We start from the raw sequence: 19694 nt of genomic DNA on the forward strand, positions 1-19694 counted from the left end.
CCTGATGCTGTTATTAGTGTCCGCCTCAAGCAGGCAAGCGGTAGAAAGCGGAAGTGGAACGATAGTTCAGCTGTCTTTCACGTTTTTTTCACAACGCAAAGCTTTGCACATCGTCGGACTTATGCCACAGCACAGGTAGGATTTTTCTGAGATTTTCTGGATCAGCACTGGTCCAGAAGCGGGCATCGCCCGCCGGGCCTTCGGCCAACAGATCATTGGCACTCAGCAGCCGCTGCAGTTGGCGCGCCACAGCGGCGCCGGTGTCGATGATAGCCACGTCCGCTGGCACCAGGTCGGCCAGTAACGGACGCAGGAAGGGGTAATGGGTGCAACCGAGGATCAGCGTGTCGCAGCCGGCGGCCAGCAACGGCTGCACATAGCCAAGCAGCATCTGGCGCAGCGCCAGGCTGGTCAGGTCGCCGGTTTCGATCAGCTCGACCAGCCCCGGGCAAGGCTGGGTGATGACCTGTACGTCGTTGGCGAAGCGGTCGAGCAAGGCTGCGAACTTGGCGCTCTGCAAAGTACCTGTGGTTGCCAGTACACCGACTACACCCGACCGGGTAGCGGCCGCCGCAGGCTTTACGGCCGGTTCCATACCCACCAGCGGCCAGGTTGGGTACAGCTCGCGCAAGTCAGCGACCGCCGCCACCGTGGCGGTGTTGCACGCCAGGACCATGGCCTTGGCGCCTTGTGCATGGAAGAACGCGGCAATACGCCGGCAGCGTTCACGGATGTAGTCTGGCGACTTCTCGCCATAAGGCACATGGCCGCAGTCAGCCACGTACAGCAGCGTCTCGTTGGGCAGCAGGCGCTGGATCTCGGCGAGCACCGACAAACCGCCGACCCCCGAGTCCATCACGCCGACCGGCGCCGAGCGCTCAGCCATCGCGCTTGCCGCAAACAGTACAGGCCGGGTCACGCTTGACCCGCAACTCGCGAATGCGGGTGCCGAGGGCATCGATCAGCAGCAGGCGGCCAACCAGGGGCTCGCCGAACCCGGCCAGCAGCTTCATCGCCTCCAGCGCCTGCAGGCTGCCCACCAGGCCCACCAGCGGCCCGATAACGCCCGCTTCGCTGCAGGTCAGCTCATCTTCACTGCCATGCCCATACAAACAGTGGTAGCAGGGGCTGTAGTCGCGCCGAGGGTCGAACACCGACAGCTGCCCTTCCAGGCGGATCGCCGCGCCGCTTACCAGCGGTTTGCAAGCAGCCACACAGGCAGCGTTGACCGCTTCACGGGTAGCGAAATTGTCGGAGCAATCCAGCACCAGGTCGACCGCCGCCACAGCAGCGGCCAGCGAGTCTTCATCCAGGGCCTGGCGATGGGCGACCAGGCCGATCTCCGGGTTGATCGCCTGCAAACGCTGCAAGGCCGAATCGACCTTGCTCATGCCGACGCTGGCACTGTCGTGAATCACCTGGCGTTGCAGGTTGGTCAGGTCGACGGTGTCGAAGTCGGCCAAATGCAGCTCACCGACCCCGGCGGCAGCCAGGTACAGCGCAACCGGCGAGCCCAGGCCGCCGAGCCCTACGATCAGGGCCTTGCTCTGCTTGAGCCGCAACTGGCCGTCGATGTCGATCTGGGCCAGCAATACCTGCCGGCTGTAACGCAACAGTTCCTCATCACTCAGCATGGCAGGCGCCCCAGGGTAATGCGTTCATGGCCACCCAGGTCCGTGCGGCTGGCAACCTCGATAAAACCTTGCTCAGCCAGCAAGGCGCGTACTGAAGCTGCCTGGTCGTAACCATGCTCCAGCAGCAACCAGCCACCCGGCAGCAGGTGCGCTGGGGCCTGGGCCGCGATCACGCGCAGGTCGTCCAGGCCATCGGCGCCGGCCACCAGCGCACTGCTGGGCTCGAAGCGCACGTCACCGGCCACCAGGTGCGGGTCGGCGGCGGCGATGTAGGGCGGGTTGCTGACAATCAGGTCGAAACGCTCGCCGGCCAGGCTGTCGAACCAGTGGCTTACCCGCACCTGGGCGTTGCCCAGGCCCAGGCGCTGGCGGTTGCGCTCGGCCAGGGCAGCGGCCTCCTCCACCCGGTCAACCGCAGTTACCTGCCAGGCCGGGCGATCGCTGGCCAGGGCCAGGGCAATTGCACCGGTACCGGTGCCCAGGTCGAGGACCTTGGCTGGCGAGGCGGGTTGCAGCTCGAGGGCCGTCTCGACCAACAGTTCGGTATCCGGCCGCGGGATCAGGGTATGCGGCGCCACTTCCAGGTCGATCTTCCAGAAGCCCTGCTGCCCGAGGATGTAGGCGACCGGCTCGCCGCCACGGCGGCGCTGCAGGTAATCGGCGTAGGTCTGGGCATCCTCGCTGCTGACAATTCGCTCGGGCCAGGTGTGCAGGTAGCTGCGCGATTTGCCGATGGCAGCAGCCAGCAGCAATTCGGCATCCAGCCGCTCGGTGGGCGATTCGGGCAGCTGCGCGTTGCGCAGCAAGCTGGCGATGATGGTCATCAGTCCCCCAGGGCAGCCAGTTGATCGGCCTGGTATTCGGCCAGCAGCGGTTCGATCACTGCGTCCACGCCACCGCTGAGGATGTCGTCCAGCGAGTACAAGGTCAGGTTGATACGGTGATCGGTCACCCGGCCCTGTGGATAATTGTAGGTGCGGATGCGCTCGGAACGGTCACCGGAGCCCACCAGCAGCTTGCGCTCGCTGGCGATGGCGTTCTGTGCTGCGCTGGTCTGCATGTCGTTGAGCTTGGCCGACAGCCAGGACATGGCACGGGCGCGGTTCTTGTGCTGCGACCGCTCTTCCTGGCATTCGACCACGATACCGGTGGGCAAGTGGGTGATACGGATTGCCGAGTCGGTCTTGTTCACGTGCTGGCCACCGGCGCCAGATGCGCGGTAGGTGTCCACGCGCAGGTCTGCCGGGTTGATTTCGATGGCGGCTTGTTCGTCCGGTTCGGGCAGCACCGCCACCGTGCACGCGGAAGTGTGCACGCGGCCCTGGGATTCGGTTTCGGGCACGCGCTGGACGCGGTGCGCGCCAGACTCGAACTTGAGCTTGCCGTAGACGTTCTCACCCTCGACCCGGGCGATGATTTCCTTGTAGCCGCCGTGCTCGCCTTCGTTCTCGGACAGGATCTCCAGGCGCCAGCCGCGTTTTTCGGCGTAGCGCGAATACATGCGGAACAGGTCGCCGGAGAAGATCGCCGCCTCGTCGCCACCAGTGCCAGCGCGGATTTCGAGGAACACGTTGCGGCCGTCGTTGGGGTCTTTGGGCAGCAGCATGCGTTGCAGCTTCGCCTCCAGCGTCAGCAGCTGCTCCTTGGCTTCACGCACTTCTTCCACGGCCATTTCGCGCAGGTCCGGGTCGCTGTCCTTGAGCAGCGCCTGGGCACCTTCAAGGTCGCCCTGGACTTTGCACCACTCTTTATAAGCAGCGTAGACCGGCTCGACCTCGGCGTATTCACGGGAATACGCGCGAAAGCGCGTCTGGTCGGAAATGACCTCGGCATCACCAAGCAGTGCGGTGAGCTCTTCGAAGCGGTCCTGGAGGATATCCAGTTTGTTCAGCAGCGACGCTTTCATTGCGGGGATTTGTCCGTGGAGCCCTCGTTGAGGGCAAAGAGTTCCTGGGCCATGGCCAGCGCATCAAGGCGGCCCTCGGCCGAGAGCTTTTTCAACTGCACGCTGGGTGCATGCAGGAGTTTGTTGGTCAGCCCCCGGGCCAGCTGTGCCATCACGTCCTCGGGGTTGCCGCCGTTGGCCAGCAGGCGCAGGGCCTTTTGCAGTTCGTCGTCGCGCAGGCGCTCGCTCTGCTGGCGGTAGGCCTTGAGCACGTCCACCGCCGCCAGTTCGCGCAAGCGCACCATGAAATCTTCGGCGCCCACCGATACCAGCTCTTCGGCAGCCTGGGCGGCGCCCTGGCGGCTCTTGAGGTTTTCCGCCACCACGTCGTGCAAGTCGTCGACAGTGTACAGGTAGACGTCGTCCAGCTCGCCGACTTCCGGTTCGATGTCGCGCGGTACGGCGATGTCGACCATGAAGATCGGCTTGTGCCGGCGCTGTTTCAGCGCACTCTCGACCGCGCCCTTGCCCAGGATTGGCAGTTGGCTGGCGGTGGAGCTGATGACGATGTCGCTGTTGGCCAGTTCCTGGGGGATGTCGGCCAGCAGTACCGCGTGTGCACCAAACTGCTCGGCCAGGGTACTGGCCCGCTCCAGGGTACGGTTGGCCACGACGATACGCCGCACGCCTTGCTCATGCAGGTGGCGGGCGACCAGGGTGATGGTTTCGCCGGCGCCGATCAACAAGGCCTGGCTTCGGCCCAGGTCGCTGAAGATCTGTTTGGCCAGGCTGACCGCGGCAAACGCCACCGATACCGGGTTTTCACCGATGGCGGTGTCGGTACGCACCTGCTTGGCAGCGCTGAAGGTGGCCTGGAACAGGCGCCCGAGCAGCGGGCCGACGGTGCCGGCTTCGCGCGCCACGGCGTAGGCGGACTTCATCTGGCCGAGGATCTGCGGCTCGCCGAGCACCAGCGAGTCCAGGCCCGAAGCCACGCGCATCATGTGCTTCACGGCGTCGTGCTCTTCATGCACGTAGGCACTGGCGCGCAGCTCGTCCAGGCTGAGGCGGTGGTAGTCTGCCAGCCATTGCAGCACGGCGTCGGCGGACAGGTGGTCCTGCTCTATATAGAGCTCGCTACGGTTGCAGGTCGACAGGATCGCCGCTTCGCGGCTGGACGTCAGTCGGCAGAGCTGCTGCAGGGCGTCTACCAGCTGCTCTGGGGTAAACGCCACGCGCTCGCGTACGTCTACCGAGGCAGTCTTATGGTTGATACCAAGTGCAAGAAAGGCCATGCAAGGTCGCTGGTTGTGACGGGAAGCCGATAATTGTCCTCTTTCGCAGGTTTTAGAACAACCACCGTTCGCTATTGCGCTGATAGCGCTGCGGCTATCGCCGCTCGCGGGCCAGCATGAGCGTCGATTTCAGCTTTCACTCCCGCTTTTGATCTGGCGTTTGATCTGGCTTTTGATCTGGCCTTTGATCTTCGCGACTTCAGGAGGCCGAACGCAGGCCTTGCGAAGGGAGGTGACGGGCATGGATGCCCGTCAAGCGCTGGGCCCCAGGATGGGGCCTGCAGCGCGGTCCTCCCGGGAGCGAGGCCGGAGTGAGGGAACCCCGGAGCGCAGCGCAGGGGCCGGATGATCGGAGCGCAGCGTTTTTTGGTTACTTTTTGTCGCGTGTAGAGACCGTACACGTGTCCACCATGTGTCCGGTCTCTACAGTCGCGCTTGACAAAAAGTGACTCGCCGTAAGGGCGAAAAGGTGAGTCAGCGTCGGCATCGCAAACGGACTGTTCGCTGCACCAAAACACCCAGAACCGCTTTCCGCTTCGTGCGATGTGGGCCCTAACACAGTGTAGACATTCGTTCGCGCAGGTGGCGCTGAGTCACCTTTCCGCCCTTCCGGCGGGTTACTTTGGTCTTGGCCAAAGTAACCAAAGCCGTCCGCTCCCATCATCCGGCCCCTGCGCTGCGCTCCGGGGTCCCCTCGCTCCGGGCTTGCTCCCGGGAGGACCGCGCTGCAGGCCCCATCCTGGGGCCCAGCGCTTGACGGGCATCCATGCCCGTCACCTCCCTCCGCAAGCCCTGTGCTCGGCCTCCTGAAGTCGCAATCTGCGTCGCCTGAGCTATCGCGCGCTTAGAAGCAAGAGCAAGAGCAAGAGCAAGAGCAAGAGCCGGACCGGAGCCGGAGCCGGAGCCGGAGCCCTGGGCATTGTGGCAAGCCTGGGGCGAACCCTGCGCGCGCTGCGCGGTCTGCATGTGCTAAGCGTAGCTTCATACCTTCGCAGGTGGGTTTTGCCCCCGCGCTTGTGTCATCATGCTCCGACCGCCGGTGAGTCCTCCTATAAGCCTTTCTATGAACAAACCATACGCATTGCTGCTTGCCTTCGCCCTGCTCCAGGGCTGCCAGAGCCTGGCCCCGCAAAAGGCCGAGCCTCCCGTCGCCGAAACCGGCAAGGGCGAGGCGGAAAAGCCCGTGGTGTATGGCTCGTTCAAGCAGGACACGCTGTATAGCCTGCTGGTCGCGGAACTGGCCGGCCAGCGCAACCGCTTCGACATCGCCCTGGCCAACTACACCGACCAGGCAGCAAAAACCCAGGACCCCGGGGTTTCCGAGCGCGCCTACCGCATTGCCGAATACCTCGGCGCCGACGAGCCAGCGTTGGACAACGCACTGGTCTGGGCCCGCAACGACCCGCAGAACCTCGACGCCCAGCGCGCCGCCGCCATCCAGCTGGCCCGCGCCGGCCGCTATGACGACTCCATGGCCTACATGGAAAAGGTGCTGCAAGGCCAAGGCGACACCCACTTCGACTTCCTCGCCCTGTCCGCCGCCGAAACCGACCAGAGCACCCGCGACGGCCTGCTGCAAAGCTTCGAGCGCCTGCTGGTGAAATACCCCGACAATGGCCAGCTGGTGTTCGGAAAGGCCCTGCTGCTGAACCAGGACGGCAAGGCCGAAGAGGCGCTGGAACTGCTCGAATCGCACCCGTCGCAAAACGGCGAAATTGCCCCGATCCTGCTGCGCGCCCGCCTGCTGCAAGCCCTGGACCGCGGCCCCGAGGCACTGCCCCTGCTGCGCGGTGCAATTCGCGACAACCCGGATGACAAGCGCCTGCGCCTGACCTACGCCCGCACCCTGGTCGAGCAGGACCGCATCGCTGACGCCAAGGGCGAGTTCCTCAGCCTGGTCCAGCAATACCCCGACGATGACGAGCTGCGTTACTCACTGGCCCTGGTGTGCCTGGAAAACAAAGACTGGGATGAAGCCGAAGGCTACCTGCAGGAGCTGGTCGAGCGCGACAGCAACGTTGACGCCGCACACCTGAACCTGGGCCGCATCCGCGAAGAACGCCACGACCCCGCTGGGGCCCTGCGCGAGTACGCCCTGGTCGGCCCTGGCCCCGATTACCTGCCGGCGCAGCTGCGCCAGGCCGACATCCTGATTGCCAACGGCCGCGGCACCGAGGCCTCGCGCCTGCTCGCCGAGGCCCGCGAAGCCCAGCCGGACTACGCCATCCAGCTGTTCCTGATCGAATCGGAAAGCTATAGCAACAACAACAAGGACGCCCAGGCCAGCCAGGTGCTGCAGCAAGCCATCCAGCGCTACCCGGACGACCTCAACCTGCTGTACACCCGCGCCATGCTGGCCGAAAAGCGTGACGACCTTGGCCAGCTGGAAAAAGACCTGCGCGCCATCATCGCCCGCGAACCAGAAAACGCCATGGCCCTGAACGCCCTGGGCTACACCCTGGCCGACCGCACCACGCGCTACACCGAAGCCAAGGCGCTGATCGACAAGGCCCACCAGCTGACTCCGGACGACCCGGCGGTACTCGACAGCCTGGGCTGGGTCAATTACCGCCTGGGCAACCTCGACGAGGCTGAAACCTACCTGCGCCAAGCCTTTGCCAACTTCCCCGACCACGAAGTGGCTGCCCACCTGGGCGAAGTGCTGTGGGCCAACGGCAAGCGCCGCGAAGCCCGCCAGGTATGGGCCAAAGGCTTCGAAGCCCAGGCCGACAGCCCCATCCTGCGCAAGACCCTCCTGCGCCTGACCGGATCCGAGACCCTTTAACGCCATGTTTTTGCGCCATTGCATCACCATCACCCTGATCGCCCTGCTGGCCGGCTGTGCCGGCTTCGGTAGCCGCGAGGCCCTGCAAGGTCACGGCGACCCACAACAGTGGCGGGCCCATAAAGAGCAGTTGAGCAGCCTTGATGGCTGGCAGATCAACGGCAAGGTCGGCATCCGCGCCCCGCGCGACTCCGGCAGCGGCACGCTGTTCTGGCTGCAGCGCCAGGACTATTACGACATTCGCCTGGCTGGCCCGCTCGGCCGTGGTGCCGCACGCCTGACCGGCCGCCCCGGCGGCGTGGTACTGGAAGTGGCCAACCAGGGCCGCTTTGAGGCCACCAGCCCGGAAGCCCTGCTGGAAGAGCAGCTTGGCTGGCAGCTGCCCGTGTCGCACCTGGTCTGGTGGGTGCGCGGCCTGCCCGCCCCCGACAGCAAGAGCAAGCTGACCCTGGACGGCGACAGCCGCCTGGCCAGCCTCGAGCAGGATGGCTGGCAGGTGCAGTACCTGAGCTACACCGAGCAGAATGGCTACTGGTTGCCCGAGCGCCTGAAACTGCACGGCAAGGACCTGGACGTGACCCTGGTGGTCAAGGACTGGCAGCCACGCCAGCTGGGGCACTGATTTCATGCACACGCTCACCCTGCCCGCCCCGGCCAAGCTCAACCTGTGGCTGCATATCATCGGCCGCCGCGCGGATGGCTATCACGAGCTGGAAACCGTGTTCCAGTTTCTCGACCATGGCGACGAACTGAGTTTCGCCGTACGTGACGATGGCGTGATCCGCCTGCACACCGAGATCGAGGCCGTACCGCACGACAGCAACCTGATCGTGCGCGCCGCACGCAAGTTGCAGGAACAGTCCGGCAGCCCGTTGGGTGCCGACATCTGGCTGACCAAGGTGCTGCCCATGGGTGGCGGCATCGGCGGCGGCAGCTCGGATGCCGCTACCACCCTGCTGGCCCTGGCCCACCTGTGGCAACTGGACTGGGACGAAGACCGCCTGGCTGCACTGGGCCTGAGCCTGGGCGCCGACGTACCGGTATTCGTGCGCGGCCATGCGGCGTTCGCCCAAGGCGTGGGCGAACAGCTGACCCCGGTCGACCCGCAAGAGCCTTGGTATGTCGTGCTGGTGCCGCAAGTGTCTGTCAGCACAGTAGAAATTTTTTCACATCCACAGTTGACACGTGATTCCCTCCCCCTTAATATGCGCCCCGTTCCCGAGGGAAACAGTCGAAATGACTGCCAACCGGTGGTAGAGCAGAGTTACCCAGAAGTTCGCAATGCGTTGAATTCACTGGGTAAATTCACTGAGGCTCGACTAACCGGCACTGGAAGTTGTGTGTTTGGGGCCTTCCCAAGCAAAGCCGAAGCTGATAAAGTTCTGGCCCTTCTTTCAGCGACCCAAACAGGGTTTGTGGCGAAAGGAAGCAATATTTCGATGTTGCATCGCAAGCTGCAAAGTCTGGTCAAGAAGTCGAGCGCATAGGCGTTCGCAGCAACAGATACAGGGGCGTCGCCAAGCGGTAAGGCAGCAGGTTTTGATCCTGCCATGCGTTGGTTCGAATCCAGCCGCCCCTGCCATTTTCCTTATACTCATCCAGGTATACCCTCAGCCTTCAGGTACTGCGCGTGTCCAAGATGATGGTCTTTACGGGGAACGCTAACCCCGATCTGGCTCGGCGTGTCGTACGTCAGCTGCATATCCCTCTCGGTGACGTCTCTGTCGGTAAATTCTCCGACGGCGAGATCAGCACTGAGATCAATGAAAATGTTCGCGGTAAAGACGTTTTCATTATTCAGCCGACTTGTGCCCCGACCAACGATAACCTGATGGAACTGGTAGTGATGGCCGATGCCTTCCGCCGCTCCTCAGCATCCCGAATCACCGCCGTGATTCCTTACTTCGGATATGCCCGCCAGGACCGCCGTCCGCGTTCGGCACGTGTAGCCATCAGCGCCAAAGTTGTCGCTGACATGCTCACTGTCGTGGGTATCGACCGTGTTCTCACTGTCGACCTGCACGCTGACCAGATCCAAGGCTTCTTCGATATCCCCGTCGACAACATCTACGGCTCGCCCGTACTTGTCGACGACATCGAAGACCAGCGTTTCGAGAACCTGATGATCGTCTCCCCGGACATTGGTGGTGTCGTGCGCGCACGTGCCGTTGCCAAGTCCCTGGGCGTCGACCTGGGTATCATCGACAAACGCCGCGAGAAGGCTAACCACTCCGAGGTCATGCACATCATCGGCGACGTCGAAGGGCGCACTTGCATCCTGGTAGACGACATGGTCGACACCGCCGGCACCCTGTGCCATGCGGCCAAAGCCCTGAAAGAGCACGGCGCTGCCAAGGTTTACGCCTACTGCACGCACCCTGTCCTGTCGGGCCGCGCGATCGAGAACATCGAGAAGTCGGTACTGGACGAGCTGGTGGTGACCAACACCGTTCCGCTGTCCGCCGCTGCTCAAGCCTGTGACCGTATCCGCCAGTTGGATATCGCACCGGTTGTGGCTGAAGCGGTCCGCCGCATCAGCAACGAAGAATCGATCAGCGCGATGTTCCGCTAAGCGGAACGCGTGTTGATGTGAAGCGCCCCGCCCCAACATGTGTTGGGGCGGGGCTTTTTTGCCATCCCCGTTGGCGCTGGTCGCAAACGCCCTCGGGGGGCTATTTTGGAGAAACAAAATGACTGATTTTATTCTGAACGCCCAAGCGCGTACTGACCTGGGGAAAGGTGCGAGCCGCCGCCTGCGTCATGCGCTGAGCATTCCTGCCGTTGTCTACGGTGGTGACAAAGAAGCTCAATCCCTGACCATCCTGGCCAAGGAAATCACCAAGCTGTTCGAAGACGAAGCTGCCTTCAGCCACGTGATCGAGCTGAACGTTGACGGCGTCAAGCAAAACGTCATCGTCAAGGCCATGCAGCGTCACCCTGCCAAGCAGTTCATCATGCACGCTGACTTCATCCGCGTCGTTGCTGGCCAGAAGCTGACCGCTGTTGTTCCAGTGCACTTCATCAACGAAGAAGCACCGGTCAAGAAAGGCGGCGAGATCTCGCACGTTGAATCGCAGATCGAAGTTTCCTGCGAAGCCAAAGACCTGCCTGAATTCATCGAAGTTGACCTGGCCAACGCTGAAATCGGCACCATCATCCACCTGTCGGACCTGAAAGCTCCGAAAGGCGTAGAGTTCGTAGCTCTGGCCCACGGTGATGACAAAGCTGTTGCCAACGTTCACGCTCCACGCGTTGCTCCAGAAGCAGAAGGCGCTGCCGAGTAATCCACTCGCACGCCGGCGTTGATCGGGTTACAGTGCCGCGCGCACTGTAACCCACCAACTCCAAGGAAGAGCCCCTGACGTGACCGCCATCCAGTTGATCGTTGGCCTGGGTAACCCCGGCCCCGAATACGAACAGACCCGGCATAACGCAGGGGCTCTTTTCGTTGAACGCATTGCCAGCGCACAGCGTGTTTCGCTCGCCGCTGACAAAAAGTATTTCGGCCTGACGGCTAAATTCAGCCATCAGGGCAACGACGTTCGTTTGTTGATCCCCACCACCTACATGAACCGCAGCGGCCAGTCCGTGGCGGCCTTGGCCAATTTCTTCCGCATCAAGCCGGAAGCAATCCTGGTGGCGCACGACGAACTCGACCTGCCTCCGGGCGTTGCCAAGCTCAAGCGCGGCGGCGGCCATGGTGGGCACAACGGTCTGCGCGACATCATCGCGCAGCTCGGCAACCAGAACGACTTCCACCGCCTGCGGCTTGGCATTGGCCACCCGGGCGACGCCAAACTGGTCTCCAACTTCGTCCTGGGCCGCGCGCCGCGCGCCGAGCAGGAGAAGCTCGACGCCAGCATCGATTTTGCCCTCGGCGTGCTGCCGGACGTGCTTGCCGGCGATTTCGCCAAGGCGATGCGCGAGCTGCACAGCCAGAAGGCCTGAATTCCTTTAGAGAGGGGAATACCCATGGGTTTCAATTGCGGCATCGTCGGCCTGCCCAACGTCGGCAAGTCCACCCTGTTCAACGCCCTGACCAAGTCTGGCATCGCGGCGGAGAACTTCCCTTTCTGCACCATCGAGCCAAACAGCGGCATCGTGCCGATGCCCGATGCTCGTCTGGCTGCGCTGGCTGAAATCGTCAAGCCAAACCGCATCCTGCCGACCACCATGGAATTCGTCGACATCGCCGGCCTGGTTGCCGGTGCCTCGAAAGGCGAAGGCCTGGGCAACAAGTTCCTCGCCAACATCCGCGAGACCGACGCCATTGCCCACGTGGTGCGCTGCTTCGAAGACGAAAACGTGATCCACGTTTCCAACAGTGTCGACCCCAAGCGTGACATCGAGATCATCGACCTCGAACTGATCTTCGCCGACCTCGACAGCTGCGAAAAGCAACTGCAGAAGGTAGCCCGCAACGCCAAGGGCGGCGACAAGGAAGCCCTGGCGCAAAAGGCCATACTGGAAAAGCTGATCCCGCACTTTACCGAAGGCAAGCCTGCGCGCAGCCTGATGAAGAACATGGCTGACGACGAAAAGGCCGTCATTCGTGGCTTCCACCTGCTGACCAGCAAGCCGGTAATGTACATCGCCAACGTTGCCGAAGACGGCTTCGACAACAACCCGCACCTGGACGTGGTCAAGGCCATTGCCGAGGAAGAAGGCGCGGTGGTTGTACCGGTGTGCAACAAGATCGAAGCAGAAATCGCCGAACTGGACGACGGCGAAGAGAAGGACATGTTCCTCGAGGCCCTGGGCCTGGAAGAGCCTGGCCTGAACCGCGTGATCCGCGCCGGTTACGAGCTGCTGAACCTGCAAACCTACTTCACTGCCGGCGTGCAGGAAGTGCGTGCCTGGACGGTTCGCATCGGTGCCACCGCACCGCAAGCGGCCGGGGTTATCCACACCGACTTCGAAAAAGGCTTCATCCGCGCTGAAGTGGTGGCCTATGACGATTTCATCCAGTTCAAGGGTGAAAGCGGTGCCAAGGAAGCCGGCAAATGGCGCCTGGAAGGCAAGGATTACATCGTCAAGGACGGCGACGTGATGCACTTCCGCTTCAACGTCTAAGCGTTGGCCTGCAGTACACAAACCCCCTGAGGCTCGCACCTCAGGGGGTTTTGTTTTTCCCGGACATGCACGCATGCCATCACACGTGACTTGATCTCTCGCATATGAAGCAAGATCACAAATGATGTGCCTGGCCACTGGATACTCACCTCGCGCCATATCCCGCAAAGTAGTGGCCGTAGACGCAGCCCCAGGCGTCTCACCGGGCCACAATCATAACCTCCAGCCCGGCCGCCTCCCCCGCCCGCACAAAAACCAGAACTCCGGCGAAGGCACCCTTTCGTCTTGCGATCCCCAAATCCGGAGTACTGAACATGAGCAGATCCAGCACCGGGCTGCATCCCGGCATCCTCACTCTGGCTATCACCGCTTTCGCAATCGGTGTTGCCGAGTTCATCATCGTCGGTATTCTGCCGTCGATCTCTACCGCCTTTTCCATCTCCCTCGCTAGTGCCGGCAGCCTGGTAGGGCTATATGCCCTGGCCTTGGCCATCGGTACGCCGTTCATCGTCATCGGCCTGGGCCGTTTCCCGAAAAAAACCGTGCTGATGATGTTGATCGGCGTATTCCTGCTGGGGAACCTGGTGTCAGCCTTGGCGCCGAACTACCCGATCTTGTTGGTGGGTCGGATCATCACTGCGCTGGCGCATGGCAGCTTCTTCGCTATCGGCGCTACAGTGGCCGCGAGCCTGGCACGGGAAGGCCAGGCCAGCAAGGCGATTGCGGTGATGTTTGCAGGCCTTACCCTGGCGATGGTCATCGGTGTGCCGCTGGGCAGCTACCTGGGCAACGCCCTTGGCTGGCGCCTGCCGTTCTATGCCGTGGCGTTGCTTGCCCTGCTGGCGCTGCTGGCCACCGCGCTCTGGCTGCCCCGGCAGCCCGCCGACAAGACGGGCAATGCCTTGGGCCAGTTAGCTGCGCTACGCAGCCCGGCGATCTGGGCAATGATGTCGGTGACGATCCTGGGCTTCGGCGCCAGCTTCTCGGCGTTTACCTTCATCACGCCAATCCTGACAGACATCACCGGGTTCTCGACCTCCAGCGCCAGCGTGCTGCTACTGGTATTCGGCGTAGCAACCATGATCGGCAACCTGCTCGGTGGCCGGTTGTCCGATAGCCTGGGCTGGGAACGCACCCTGCGTCTGCTGTTTGGCGCATTGGCCCTGACGCTGGTAGCCGTGGCGCTGTCGCTGCAGTACAAAGCGCTGATGGTGGTTACCCTGTTTGTCTGGGGCATCGTCGCTTTCGGCATGACGCCAGCGTTTCAGACCGGCATGTTGTCCACTGCCCGGTTGCATACACCCAAGGCCGTGGACTTTGCCTCCGGGTTGAATATCTCTGCATTCAACCTTGGCATCACCCTGGGGGAACGGGCCGGTAGCGTGCTGGTGGAAAACGGCCAGCTGGCGCTGACCCCCTGGGTAGGTGTAGCTGCGGCCTTGCTGGTGAACCTGCCGCTGGCCTGGTTGCTGTGGCGCCGCAAGGTGACCACGGCGACCTGCTGATCGACGGTGCCTGATTCGCTCTGCTCCAGCGAGGTGTTGTATGCCGGCTGGAGCAAGAGCAAGCACCAGGAAGCTGAGAACAGCCATGACGCAACAGGCCGCAACCGCAGTCAAAGTATGCTGCGAATAGTCCCGCCTTCCACGCGCATGGCCATACCATTGAGCGCCGGGGACGCTGCCAGGTGCACCACACTGCGGGCCACCTCCTCCGGCTCGATCATGCGGCGGATAAGTGAGGTGGGCTCGGTCTGGTCAAAGTAGTCGGCCACCACCTGCTGCGGGCTGATGCCTTTCTCCTCGGCGATCTCGGCATGATAACGACGTACCGCCTCAGTACTGGTGGGCCCTGGCAGGATGCTGTTGACTCGCACCGCACTCCCCTTGGTCAGTTCGGCCAAGGCCCGGGATATGCCTAGCAGGCAGGACTTCATGGCACCGTAGTGGACCATCCACGGCTGGGGCTTGACGCCCGACTCACTGCTGATGAACACCACCGATCCCTCTCCCGCTGCCAGCATGTCGGGCAGCACCAGGCGAGTCATGCGCACTGCGCTCATGACGTTCACGTCGAAATAGTGAAACCACTGCGCATCGTCGGTCTCGAAGAAGTCGCGTACCTCGAAGATGCCCACGCAATTGATCAGGTAGTCGATGGGGCCATTGCGCCGAGCATGCTCGACAAGACACTGCGCGACACCCGGCTGGGTCAGATCGCCAGCGAGTCCGCTGCTGCGCGGACCGAGGGCTTCGCAAGCTTCGGCGACCATTGCGTCAGTCAACCCACTGACCACCACGTTGGCACCTTCATCCACAAAGCACTGGGCAATAGCCCTGCCGATACCCGTGGCGCCGCCGGTGATCAGGACGTTCTTGCCGGCCAGTTGGTAATCCATGATGCAGATCCTTTTGTAGTTGTTCTTGCAAGGAATCTATTACGAATCGGCGCGGCAACCGTATTCACTTCCCGTGGAAACACTATTCAGCAAACGTTGATACGAATCGGCGTCACAAGAGTTGTGCGTGATCAGCGGCTGGTGGCGCATTCGGCAAGTTCTTACCGTAGGGCGGTAAACCAGATTGCATCCCTCCACTCACCAACAAGAAAGGTCCACGATGAAAATCTTCATTACCGGCGCTTCGGGCTACATCGGTGGCTCGGTGGCCAAGTACCTGGCGGACGCCGGGCACGAGGTTACCGGCCTGATCCGCGACCCTGCCAAACGTGATGCCCTGCAAGCCTTGGGGATCACTCCGGTGCTTGGCACCCTGGATGACAGTTACATCCTCACCCAGCAGGCCCAGGCCGCCGATGCCGTGGTGCACACCGCCGACTCCGACCATCGGGCCAGCGTCGAGACCTTCATCAACGCCCTGCGCGGCAGCGGTAAGCCGTTCATCCACACCTCTGGCTCCAGCGTGGTCGGCGACGACGCGCGCGGCGCGTACGAACGGGAGGCGATCTTCACCGACGAGACGCCGTTCGAACCGATGGACATTCGTCGCGACCGCGTAGCGATCAACCAACGGGTGCGCAATGCCGGCGTGGAACTGGGCATCCGGGCCATTGTGTTCTGCCCGACCATGATCTACGGCGATGCACTGGGCCTGCCGACCGCCAGCGACCAGTTGCCCAAGCTGCTGGCCAAGTCGCGTCAGTTCGGCGCCGGCGCTTACCTGGGCGCAGGGGTACACCGGTGGTCCAACGTACACATCGAGGACCTCGCCGAGTTGTATCGCCTGGCATTGGAAAAGGCACCTTCGGCCTCGTTGTTCTTTGCCGAAAATGGCGAGGCTTCCTTCATCGAGATCGCGACCTCCATCAGCCACGCACTGGGTTACGAAGGGCGTATCGAAAGCTGGCCGGCAGACGAGGCGATTGCCGAGCTAGGTGACTGGGCACGCTTCGCGATTGGCTCGAACAGCCGCGTACGGGCGGTGAATGCGCGGGAGTTGCTGGGTTGGCAGCCCAAGCGTGAGTCAATTCACCAGTGGCTGCGCACGACCAACGTGCATTGGTAAAATGAAAGGTTCAGTCTGCCCGCCATCGAGAGGCAGACTGGATCACGATGGGGCGGGTGCAGGCCACCGCGCACCCGCCCCACTACCGTATCACTTCCACCAATACTCCACCTGCACCCCGAAGTTACTGCCATGCAGCGCACTGCCGAAGGCTCCGTTTTCAGACAACGCCGAACCTGCCGCAATCTCATTGGCGGCGCGCTGTGCTGCCCGGTTCCAGCGGGCATGGGTGTAGTAAAGGCGTATCTCCGGTCGTTGCCAGAAGCCCGGCCCTGCTGGTGACCATGTGGGTGCGATGGTGAACTTGCTCAACTTGCGCGTGCCCCCGGGGGCATCGATCTGGTCGCGGCCAAGCTCAGTGATAAGCTTGAAATGGTCGCTGAACGCGTACACCGGGCGCACCCCCACCGACAACCAATCCTGGTCATTCCCGTCAGGGCGCCGGTCCTTCTGGTAGACAACCTGGAACTGCCCGCCGAAGCGCGGCGTCAGTTGCCAGTCGAAATACTCGACCGCCCGCCAGCTCTGATTGCCGTTATCCAGGGCAGGGTCACCGGTGTAACCCAGGGCGGTGCCGGGGCCACGGCCGTATTGCAGGGCGAACGTGTTCAACCCGCCGAGAAAGCCTTTTTGTTTGTGCTGCGCAGCCACTGACCAGCCGCTGTGGGCATCGCGGCTGTCGGGCCGTTGCAGGTAACTCACGCCGAACTCCAGTTCGCCCCCCACGTTGCTCTTGAAACCACCTACGTTGAAGTCGTGGCGGTTGATGTAAGGCTCCTGAAAGACGTTGTCCTTGCGCGAGAACACGTAGCTGTACTTGAGGTCGCCAATGGCCACTTCGTCAAAACCGAAGCCTGTGGCGCTCTGGTTCCAGTAGAAATAGTCGGAGATGTGAATGTCGTTACGTCGATAGTAGCGGCGGCCGGCCCAGAACGCCCCACCGTTGAGTACCGGCATGTCGCGCCACTGGGCGTACATTTGCACCATCCGGGAATAGCCGTGCTGGCCAGTGAACTGTGGCGTATGGCCATAGCCCGCGAACAGCTGGGCCATGCCCACCACACTCAGGGTCGAGCCGTCGCCAGGTTTGATCAGATCCTGGGCCAACTGTAGTTCAGCGAGCTGTTCGCACTCGTTGCCCAAGCGGTACTTCGAGGGCGAGCCAGGCAGCTGAAAGCAGCTCTGGCTGCCGCCACTGGAAGCGCCGCCGACGCCGGTTCGCACGTAGCCAGTGAATTCCAGCGAGTAGGCTGGCAATACGAGGGTAGCCAGAGACACCCCGGCAATTGTGGTGAGGGACTTCAGTTTCATGTGGTGCTCCGCGTTGTTGTTTTTGTGTTGCGGGCGATCAGTTTTCTGCGGGCGTCAGCCGTCCGTGGCGAGGCGTCAGACACGCGCTCACCCGCCGCGCGATCGCGGCGAAAATCGTTTAGTGGGGTTTTGTCGGGGTTGTCAGCCTGAGGAACAGGTCATGGCTTGCTCTCTTGTTGTTTTTTTCGGGCAAGATTTGGGGGATGGCACGGTCAGCCCTGTCGGGTGTGGCCAGCACACCCCTGCAGATGTGGCGATGCTCGCTGCAGGAGGGTGCTTGCCCTGCCGTGGGGGAACCGCAGTTTCAGGTCAGTCGATCAACTCGCGCGCCACGCTCTCGATGCCTTCGGCATCCAGTTTGTAGTGGCGATAGAGATGGGTAGGCGGGGCGATCAGGCTGTACTCGTCGTAGATGCCGTGACGGCGTATGCGCGTGCCGATGCCGGCCTCGGCAATCACCTCGCACACCGCACCACCCAGACCGCCGATGATGTTGTGTTCTTCAACGGTAAGAATCGCCCGGCTCTCGCGCGCCACACGTAGCACGGCCGCTACATCCAGTGGCTTGACCGTGGTCATGTCCAGTACGCCAACCGAACGGCCTTGGGCGTTGAGCGCCTTGGCCGCCTGCAGCGCCGGGTGCACGGTGGAGCCGGTAGCGATGATGGTCAGCTCGTCACCGGTAAGCAACGTGGTGGCCTTGCCAAACTCGAACACAGGTTCCTCTGCATACACCACCGGATCACGCCCGCGCTGGATGCGGAAGTAGATCGGCTGCGGGTGATTGGCCGAGGCCTTGATCGCGGCCTTAAGCTGGTTGGCATCGGCCGGTGCGACGATGGTGATGTCCGCAATGGCGCGCATGATCGCCAGGTCTTCGGTGGCATGGTGCGAAGTGCCATAGAACCCCAGGGATATCCCGGCATGGTGGCCAATCAGGCGTACCGGTAGCGCCGAGTAGGCGACATCCATGCGAATCTGCTCGCAGCACAGCAGTGGCAGGAACGAGGCAAAGGTAGCCACGAACGGCTTCATACCAACGGCAGCCATACCGGCTGCGCACGACACCATGTTCTGCTCCGAGATACCGAACTGCACGAAGCGGTCCGGGTGATGCTGAGCGAACTTGGCCAGGCCATTGGAGTACTGAAGGTCCGCGGTACCCGCGACCACCGGCTCGCCCTGCTCGACCAGTGCCAGCAAAGCGTCGGACAATGCGTCCAGGCCGGGTGTCTGGGTATTGAGGGCACGGTACTGCCAGGAGTTGGCAGACAGGGGTGCAGTATTCATGGTCATATCACCTTGCTCTTGATTTCGTCGATGGCGCGCTGCGCGTCTTCCGGGTCCAGGTAACCCAGGTGCCAGCCCGGCTCGGTTTCCATGTAGGAGACGCCTTTGCCCTTCAGGGTCTGGGCAATGATGCACACCGGCTTCTCGCGGCCTTTCTCGGCCTTGATGCGGCGCAACAGTGGGGTGAGCGCGGCCAGGTCGTGGCCGTCCACGTCGTAGACCTCCCAGCCGAACGCGCGCCACTTGTCAGCCAGCGGCTCGACACCGATGACATCGTCGACGCTGCCGTCAAGCTGGAAACCGTTGCGGTCGACGATTGCCACCAGGCTGCCGACCTTGTGATGGGAGGCAGCCATGGCCGCTTCCCATACCTGGCCTTCCTGCATCTCACCGTCGCCGAGCATCACGAAAGTGGTGAAGTCCTGGCCGAGCATACGCCCGGCCATCGCCATGCCCAGCCCGCCCGATAGCGCGTGGCCAATGGAGCCGGAGGAAAAATCGACACCCGGCACCTTGCGCATGTCCGGGTGATCACCCAGCGGGTTGCCCAGCCGGGTGTAGCCATCGAGGATCTCCTTTTCGAAGAAGCCCCACTCCACCAGCACCGGGAAAAGGCCCACGGCGGCGTGGCCCTTGCCCATCATGAAGCGGTCGCGCAGCGGCCACTTGGGCTCGCCGTGGCGCAGGGCCATCACGTCGTAATACAGCGCGGCAAACAGTTCAGCCGCGGAAAACACCGAGGTGTAGTGGCCAACCTTGGCGATCTCGATGAGGCGGATGGTTTCCAGACGGATGAACTGCGCCTTGTCACGCAGGCGCGCCAGCTCGGTGGGCGTGAGGGCGTACTCGCCGGTGTTGCTCGGATCAACTGCTAGGGTCATGTTGCACCTTGGATCG

Annotated in this window: 18 protein-coding genes and 1 tRNA gene; 10 read left to right on the forward strand and 9 right to left on the reverse strand. The window is 62.6% G+C overall.

From position 1 onward, the window contains the following. Positions 1-88: 88 nt before the first annotated feature. The 5 genes from murI to hemA are packed head-to-tail and all read right to left on the reverse strand — an operon-like array spanning position 89 to position 4814. Positions 89-886, reverse strand: coding sequence for a glutamate racemase (gene murI, locus ABI582_RS21775; RefSeq protein ID WP_442120232.1), 798 nt, complete (start codon positions 884-886; stop codon positions 89-91). Continuing rightward, positions 879-1634, reverse strand: coding sequence for a molybdopterin-synthase adenylyltransferase MoeB (locus ABI582_RS21780; RefSeq protein WP_049277203.1), 756 nt, complete (start codon positions 1632-1634; stop codon positions 879-881). The genes murI and ABI582_RS21780 overlap by 8 nt, the downstream gene beginning before the upstream one ends. Next, the gene (gene prmC, locus ABI582_RS21785; RefSeq protein WP_442120233.1) at positions 1628-2458 is read right to left on the reverse strand and encodes a peptide chain release factor N(5)-glutamine methyltransferase; all 831 of its coding nucleotides are present in this window, start codon (positions 2456-2458) and stop codon (positions 1628-1630) included. Before prmC ends, ABI582_RS21780 begins: the two co-directional genes overlap by 7 nt. Then, a complete protein-coding gene (gene prfA / locus ABI582_RS21790; protein ID WP_016501505.1) occupies positions 2458-3540 on the reverse strand; it encodes a peptide chain release factor 1 in 1083 nt (360 codons plus the stop codon). Before prfA ends, prmC begins: the two co-directional genes overlap by 1 nt. After that, the gene (hemA, locus tag ABI582_RS21795) at positions 3537-4814 is read right to left on the reverse strand and encodes a glutamyl-tRNA reductase (RefSeq protein ID WP_258655190.1); all 1278 of its coding nucleotides are present in this window, start codon (positions 4812-4814) and stop codon (positions 3537-3539) included. Before hemA ends, prfA begins: the two co-directional genes overlap by 4 nt. A gap of 1063 nt (positions 4815-5877) precedes the next feature. Here hemA and ABI582_RS21800 point away from each other — a divergent pair. From ABI582_RS21800 to ABI582_RS21840, 9 genes are all read left to right on the forward strand, one after another. Beyond that, entirely contained in the window at positions 5878-7599 is a 1722-nt protein-coding gene (locus tag ABI582_RS21800; protein ID WP_442120234.1) for a tetratricopeptide repeat protein, read from the forward strand. Between the two features lie 4 nt (positions 7600-7603). Beyond that, positions 7604-8221: a lipoprotein insertase outer membrane protein LolB gene (gene lolB, locus ABI582_RS21805; RefSeq protein ID WP_442120235.1), complete on the forward strand. Its 618-nt coding sequence runs from the start codon at positions 7604-7606 to the stop codon at positions 8219-8221. A gap of 4 nt (positions 8222-8225) precedes the next feature. After that, positions 8226-9086, forward strand: coding sequence for a 4-(cytidine 5'-diphospho)-2-C-methyl-D-erythritol kinase (ispE, locus tag ABI582_RS21810; protein WP_442120236.1), 861 nt, complete (start codon positions 8226-8228; stop codon positions 9084-9086). A 20-nt stretch (positions 9087-9106) separates the two neighbouring features. Then, positions 9107-9181: transfer RNA gene (locus tag ABI582_RS21815), tRNA-Gln, on the forward strand. 48 nt (positions 9182-9229) lie between these two features. Then, positions 9230-10171 carry a ribose-phosphate pyrophosphokinase gene (locus ABI582_RS21820; RefSeq protein ID WP_003247410.1) on the forward strand — a complete coding sequence of 314 codons (942 nt, stop codon included), beginning with the start codon at positions 9230-9232 and terminating at the stop codon, positions 10169-10171. 118 nt (positions 10172-10289) lie between these two features. Continuing rightward, a complete protein-coding gene (locus tag ABI582_RS21825) occupies positions 10290-10883 on the forward strand; it encodes a 50S ribosomal protein L25/general stress protein Ctc (protein WP_016484861.1) in 594 nt (197 codons plus the stop codon). Between the two features lie 79 nt (positions 10884-10962). Beyond that, positions 10963-11547, forward strand: a complete 585-nt coding sequence (pth, locus tag ABI582_RS21830; RefSeq protein ID WP_028631692.1) for an aminoacyl-tRNA hydrolase — start codon at positions 10963-10965, stop codon at positions 11545-11547. Positions 11548-11571: 24 nt separating this feature from the next. Continuing rightward, positions 11572-12672 carry a redox-regulated ATPase YchF gene (ychF, locus tag ABI582_RS21835; protein WP_138737767.1) on the forward strand — a complete coding sequence of 367 codons (1101 nt, stop codon included), beginning with the start codon at positions 11572-11574 and terminating at the stop codon, positions 12670-12672. Positions 12673-12986: 314 nt separating this feature from the next. Beyond that, on the forward strand, positions 12987-14177 hold the full coding sequence (locus ABI582_RS21840) for an MFS transporter (protein ID WP_258655182.1): 1191 nt from the start codon (positions 12987-12989) through the stop codon (positions 14175-14177). A gap of 110 nt (positions 14178-14287) precedes the next feature. On the opposite strand, the gene ABI582_RS21845 is transcribed toward ABI582_RS21840, so the two are convergent. Then, entirely contained in the window at positions 14288-15070 is a 783-nt protein-coding gene (locus ABI582_RS21845; RefSeq protein WP_442120237.1) for an SDR family NAD(P)-dependent oxidoreductase, read from the reverse strand. A gap of 220 nt (positions 15071-15290) precedes the next feature. On the opposite strand from ABI582_RS21845, the gene ABI582_RS21850 reads away from it, so the two are divergent. Further along, the gene (locus ABI582_RS21850) at positions 15291-16196 is read left to right on the forward strand and encodes an NAD-dependent epimerase/dehydratase family protein (protein ID WP_258655179.1); all 906 of its coding nucleotides are present in this window, start codon (positions 15291-15293) and stop codon (positions 16194-16196) included. A gap of 90 nt (positions 16197-16286) precedes the next feature. Here ABI582_RS21850 and ABI582_RS21855 read toward each other — a convergent pair whose 3' ends face one another. From ABI582_RS21855 to ABI582_RS21865, 3 genes are all read right to left on the reverse strand, one after another. Beyond that, positions 16287-17507, reverse strand: a complete 1221-nt coding sequence (locus ABI582_RS21855) for a maltoporin (RefSeq protein WP_442120238.1) — start codon at positions 17505-17507, stop codon at positions 16287-16289. Between the two features lie 309 nt (positions 17508-17816). Next, entirely contained in the window at positions 17817-18797 is a 981-nt protein-coding gene (locus tag ABI582_RS21860) for a transketolase family protein (RefSeq protein WP_258655178.1), read from the reverse strand. Positions 18798-18799: 2 nt separating this feature from the next. Further along, positions 18800-19678, reverse strand: a complete 879-nt coding sequence (locus ABI582_RS21865; RefSeq protein ID WP_258655176.1) for a transketolase — start codon at positions 19676-19678, stop codon at positions 18800-18802. Positions 19679-19694: the final 16 nt, after the last annotated feature.

This window comes from Pseudomonas sp. SAS7 (assembly GCF_052112345.1).
Taxonomy (GTDB): domain Bacteria; phylum Pseudomonadota; class Gammaproteobacteria; order Pseudomonadales; family Pseudomonadaceae; genus Aquipseudomonas; species Aquipseudomonas putida_Q.

Coding starts and splice junctions, on each gene's coding strand:
- murI (WP_442120232.1), bottom strand. CDS start 886: ATGGCTGAGCGCTCGGCGCCGGTCGGCGTGATGGACTCGGGGGTCGGC.
- ABI582_RS21780 (WP_049277203.1), bottom strand. CDS start 1,634: ATGCTGAGTGATGAGGAACTGTTGCGTTACAGCCGGCAGGTATTGCTG.
- prmC (WP_442120233.1), bottom strand. CDS start 2,458: ATGACCATCATCGCCAGCTTGCTGCGCAACGCGCAGCTGCCCGAATCG.
- prfA (WP_016501505.1), bottom strand. CDS start 3,540: ATGAAAGCGTCGCTGCTGAACAAACTGGATATCCTCCAGGACCGCTTC.
- hemA (WP_258655190.1), bottom strand. CDS start 4,814: ATGGCCTTTCTTGCACTTGGTATCAACCATAAGACTGCCTCGGTAGAC.
- ABI582_RS21800 (WP_442120234.1), top strand. CDS start 5,878: ATGAACAAACCATACGCATTGCTGCTTGCCTTCGCCCTGCTCCAGGGC.
- lolB (WP_442120235.1), top strand. CDS start 7,604: ATGTTTTTGCGCCATTGCATCACCATCACCCTGATCGCCCTGCTGGCC.
- ispE (WP_442120236.1), top strand. CDS start 8,226: ATGCACACGCTCACCCTGCCCGCCCCGGCCAAGCTCAACCTGTGGCTG.
- ABI582_RS21825 (WP_016484861.1), top strand. CDS start 10,290: ATGACTGATTTTATTCTGAACGCCCAAGCGCGTACTGACCTGGGGAAA.
- ychF (WP_138737767.1), top strand. CDS start 11,572: ATGGGTTTCAATTGCGGCATCGTCGGCCTGCCCAACGTCGGCAAGTCC.
- ABI582_RS21840 (WP_258655182.1), top strand. CDS start 12,987: ATGAGCAGATCCAGCACCGGGCTGCATCCCGGCATCCTCACTCTGGCT.
- ABI582_RS21845 (WP_442120237.1), bottom strand. CDS start 15,070: ATGGATTACCAACTGGCCGGCAAGAACGTCCTGATCACCGGCGGCGCC.
- ABI582_RS21850 (WP_258655179.1), top strand. CDS start 15,291: ATGAAAATCTTCATTACCGGCGCTTCGGGCTACATCGGTGGCTCGGTG.
- ABI582_RS21855 (WP_442120238.1), bottom strand. CDS start 17,507: ATGAAACTGAAGTCCCTCACCACAATTGCCGGGGTGTCTCTGGCTACC.
- ABI582_RS21860 (WP_258655178.1), bottom strand. CDS start 18,797: ATGAATACTGCACCCCTGTCTGCCAACTCCTGGCAGTACCGTGCCCTC.
- ABI582_RS21865 (WP_258655176.1), bottom strand. CDS start 19,678: ATGACCCTAGCAGTTGATCCGAGCAACACCGGCGAGTACGCCCTCACG.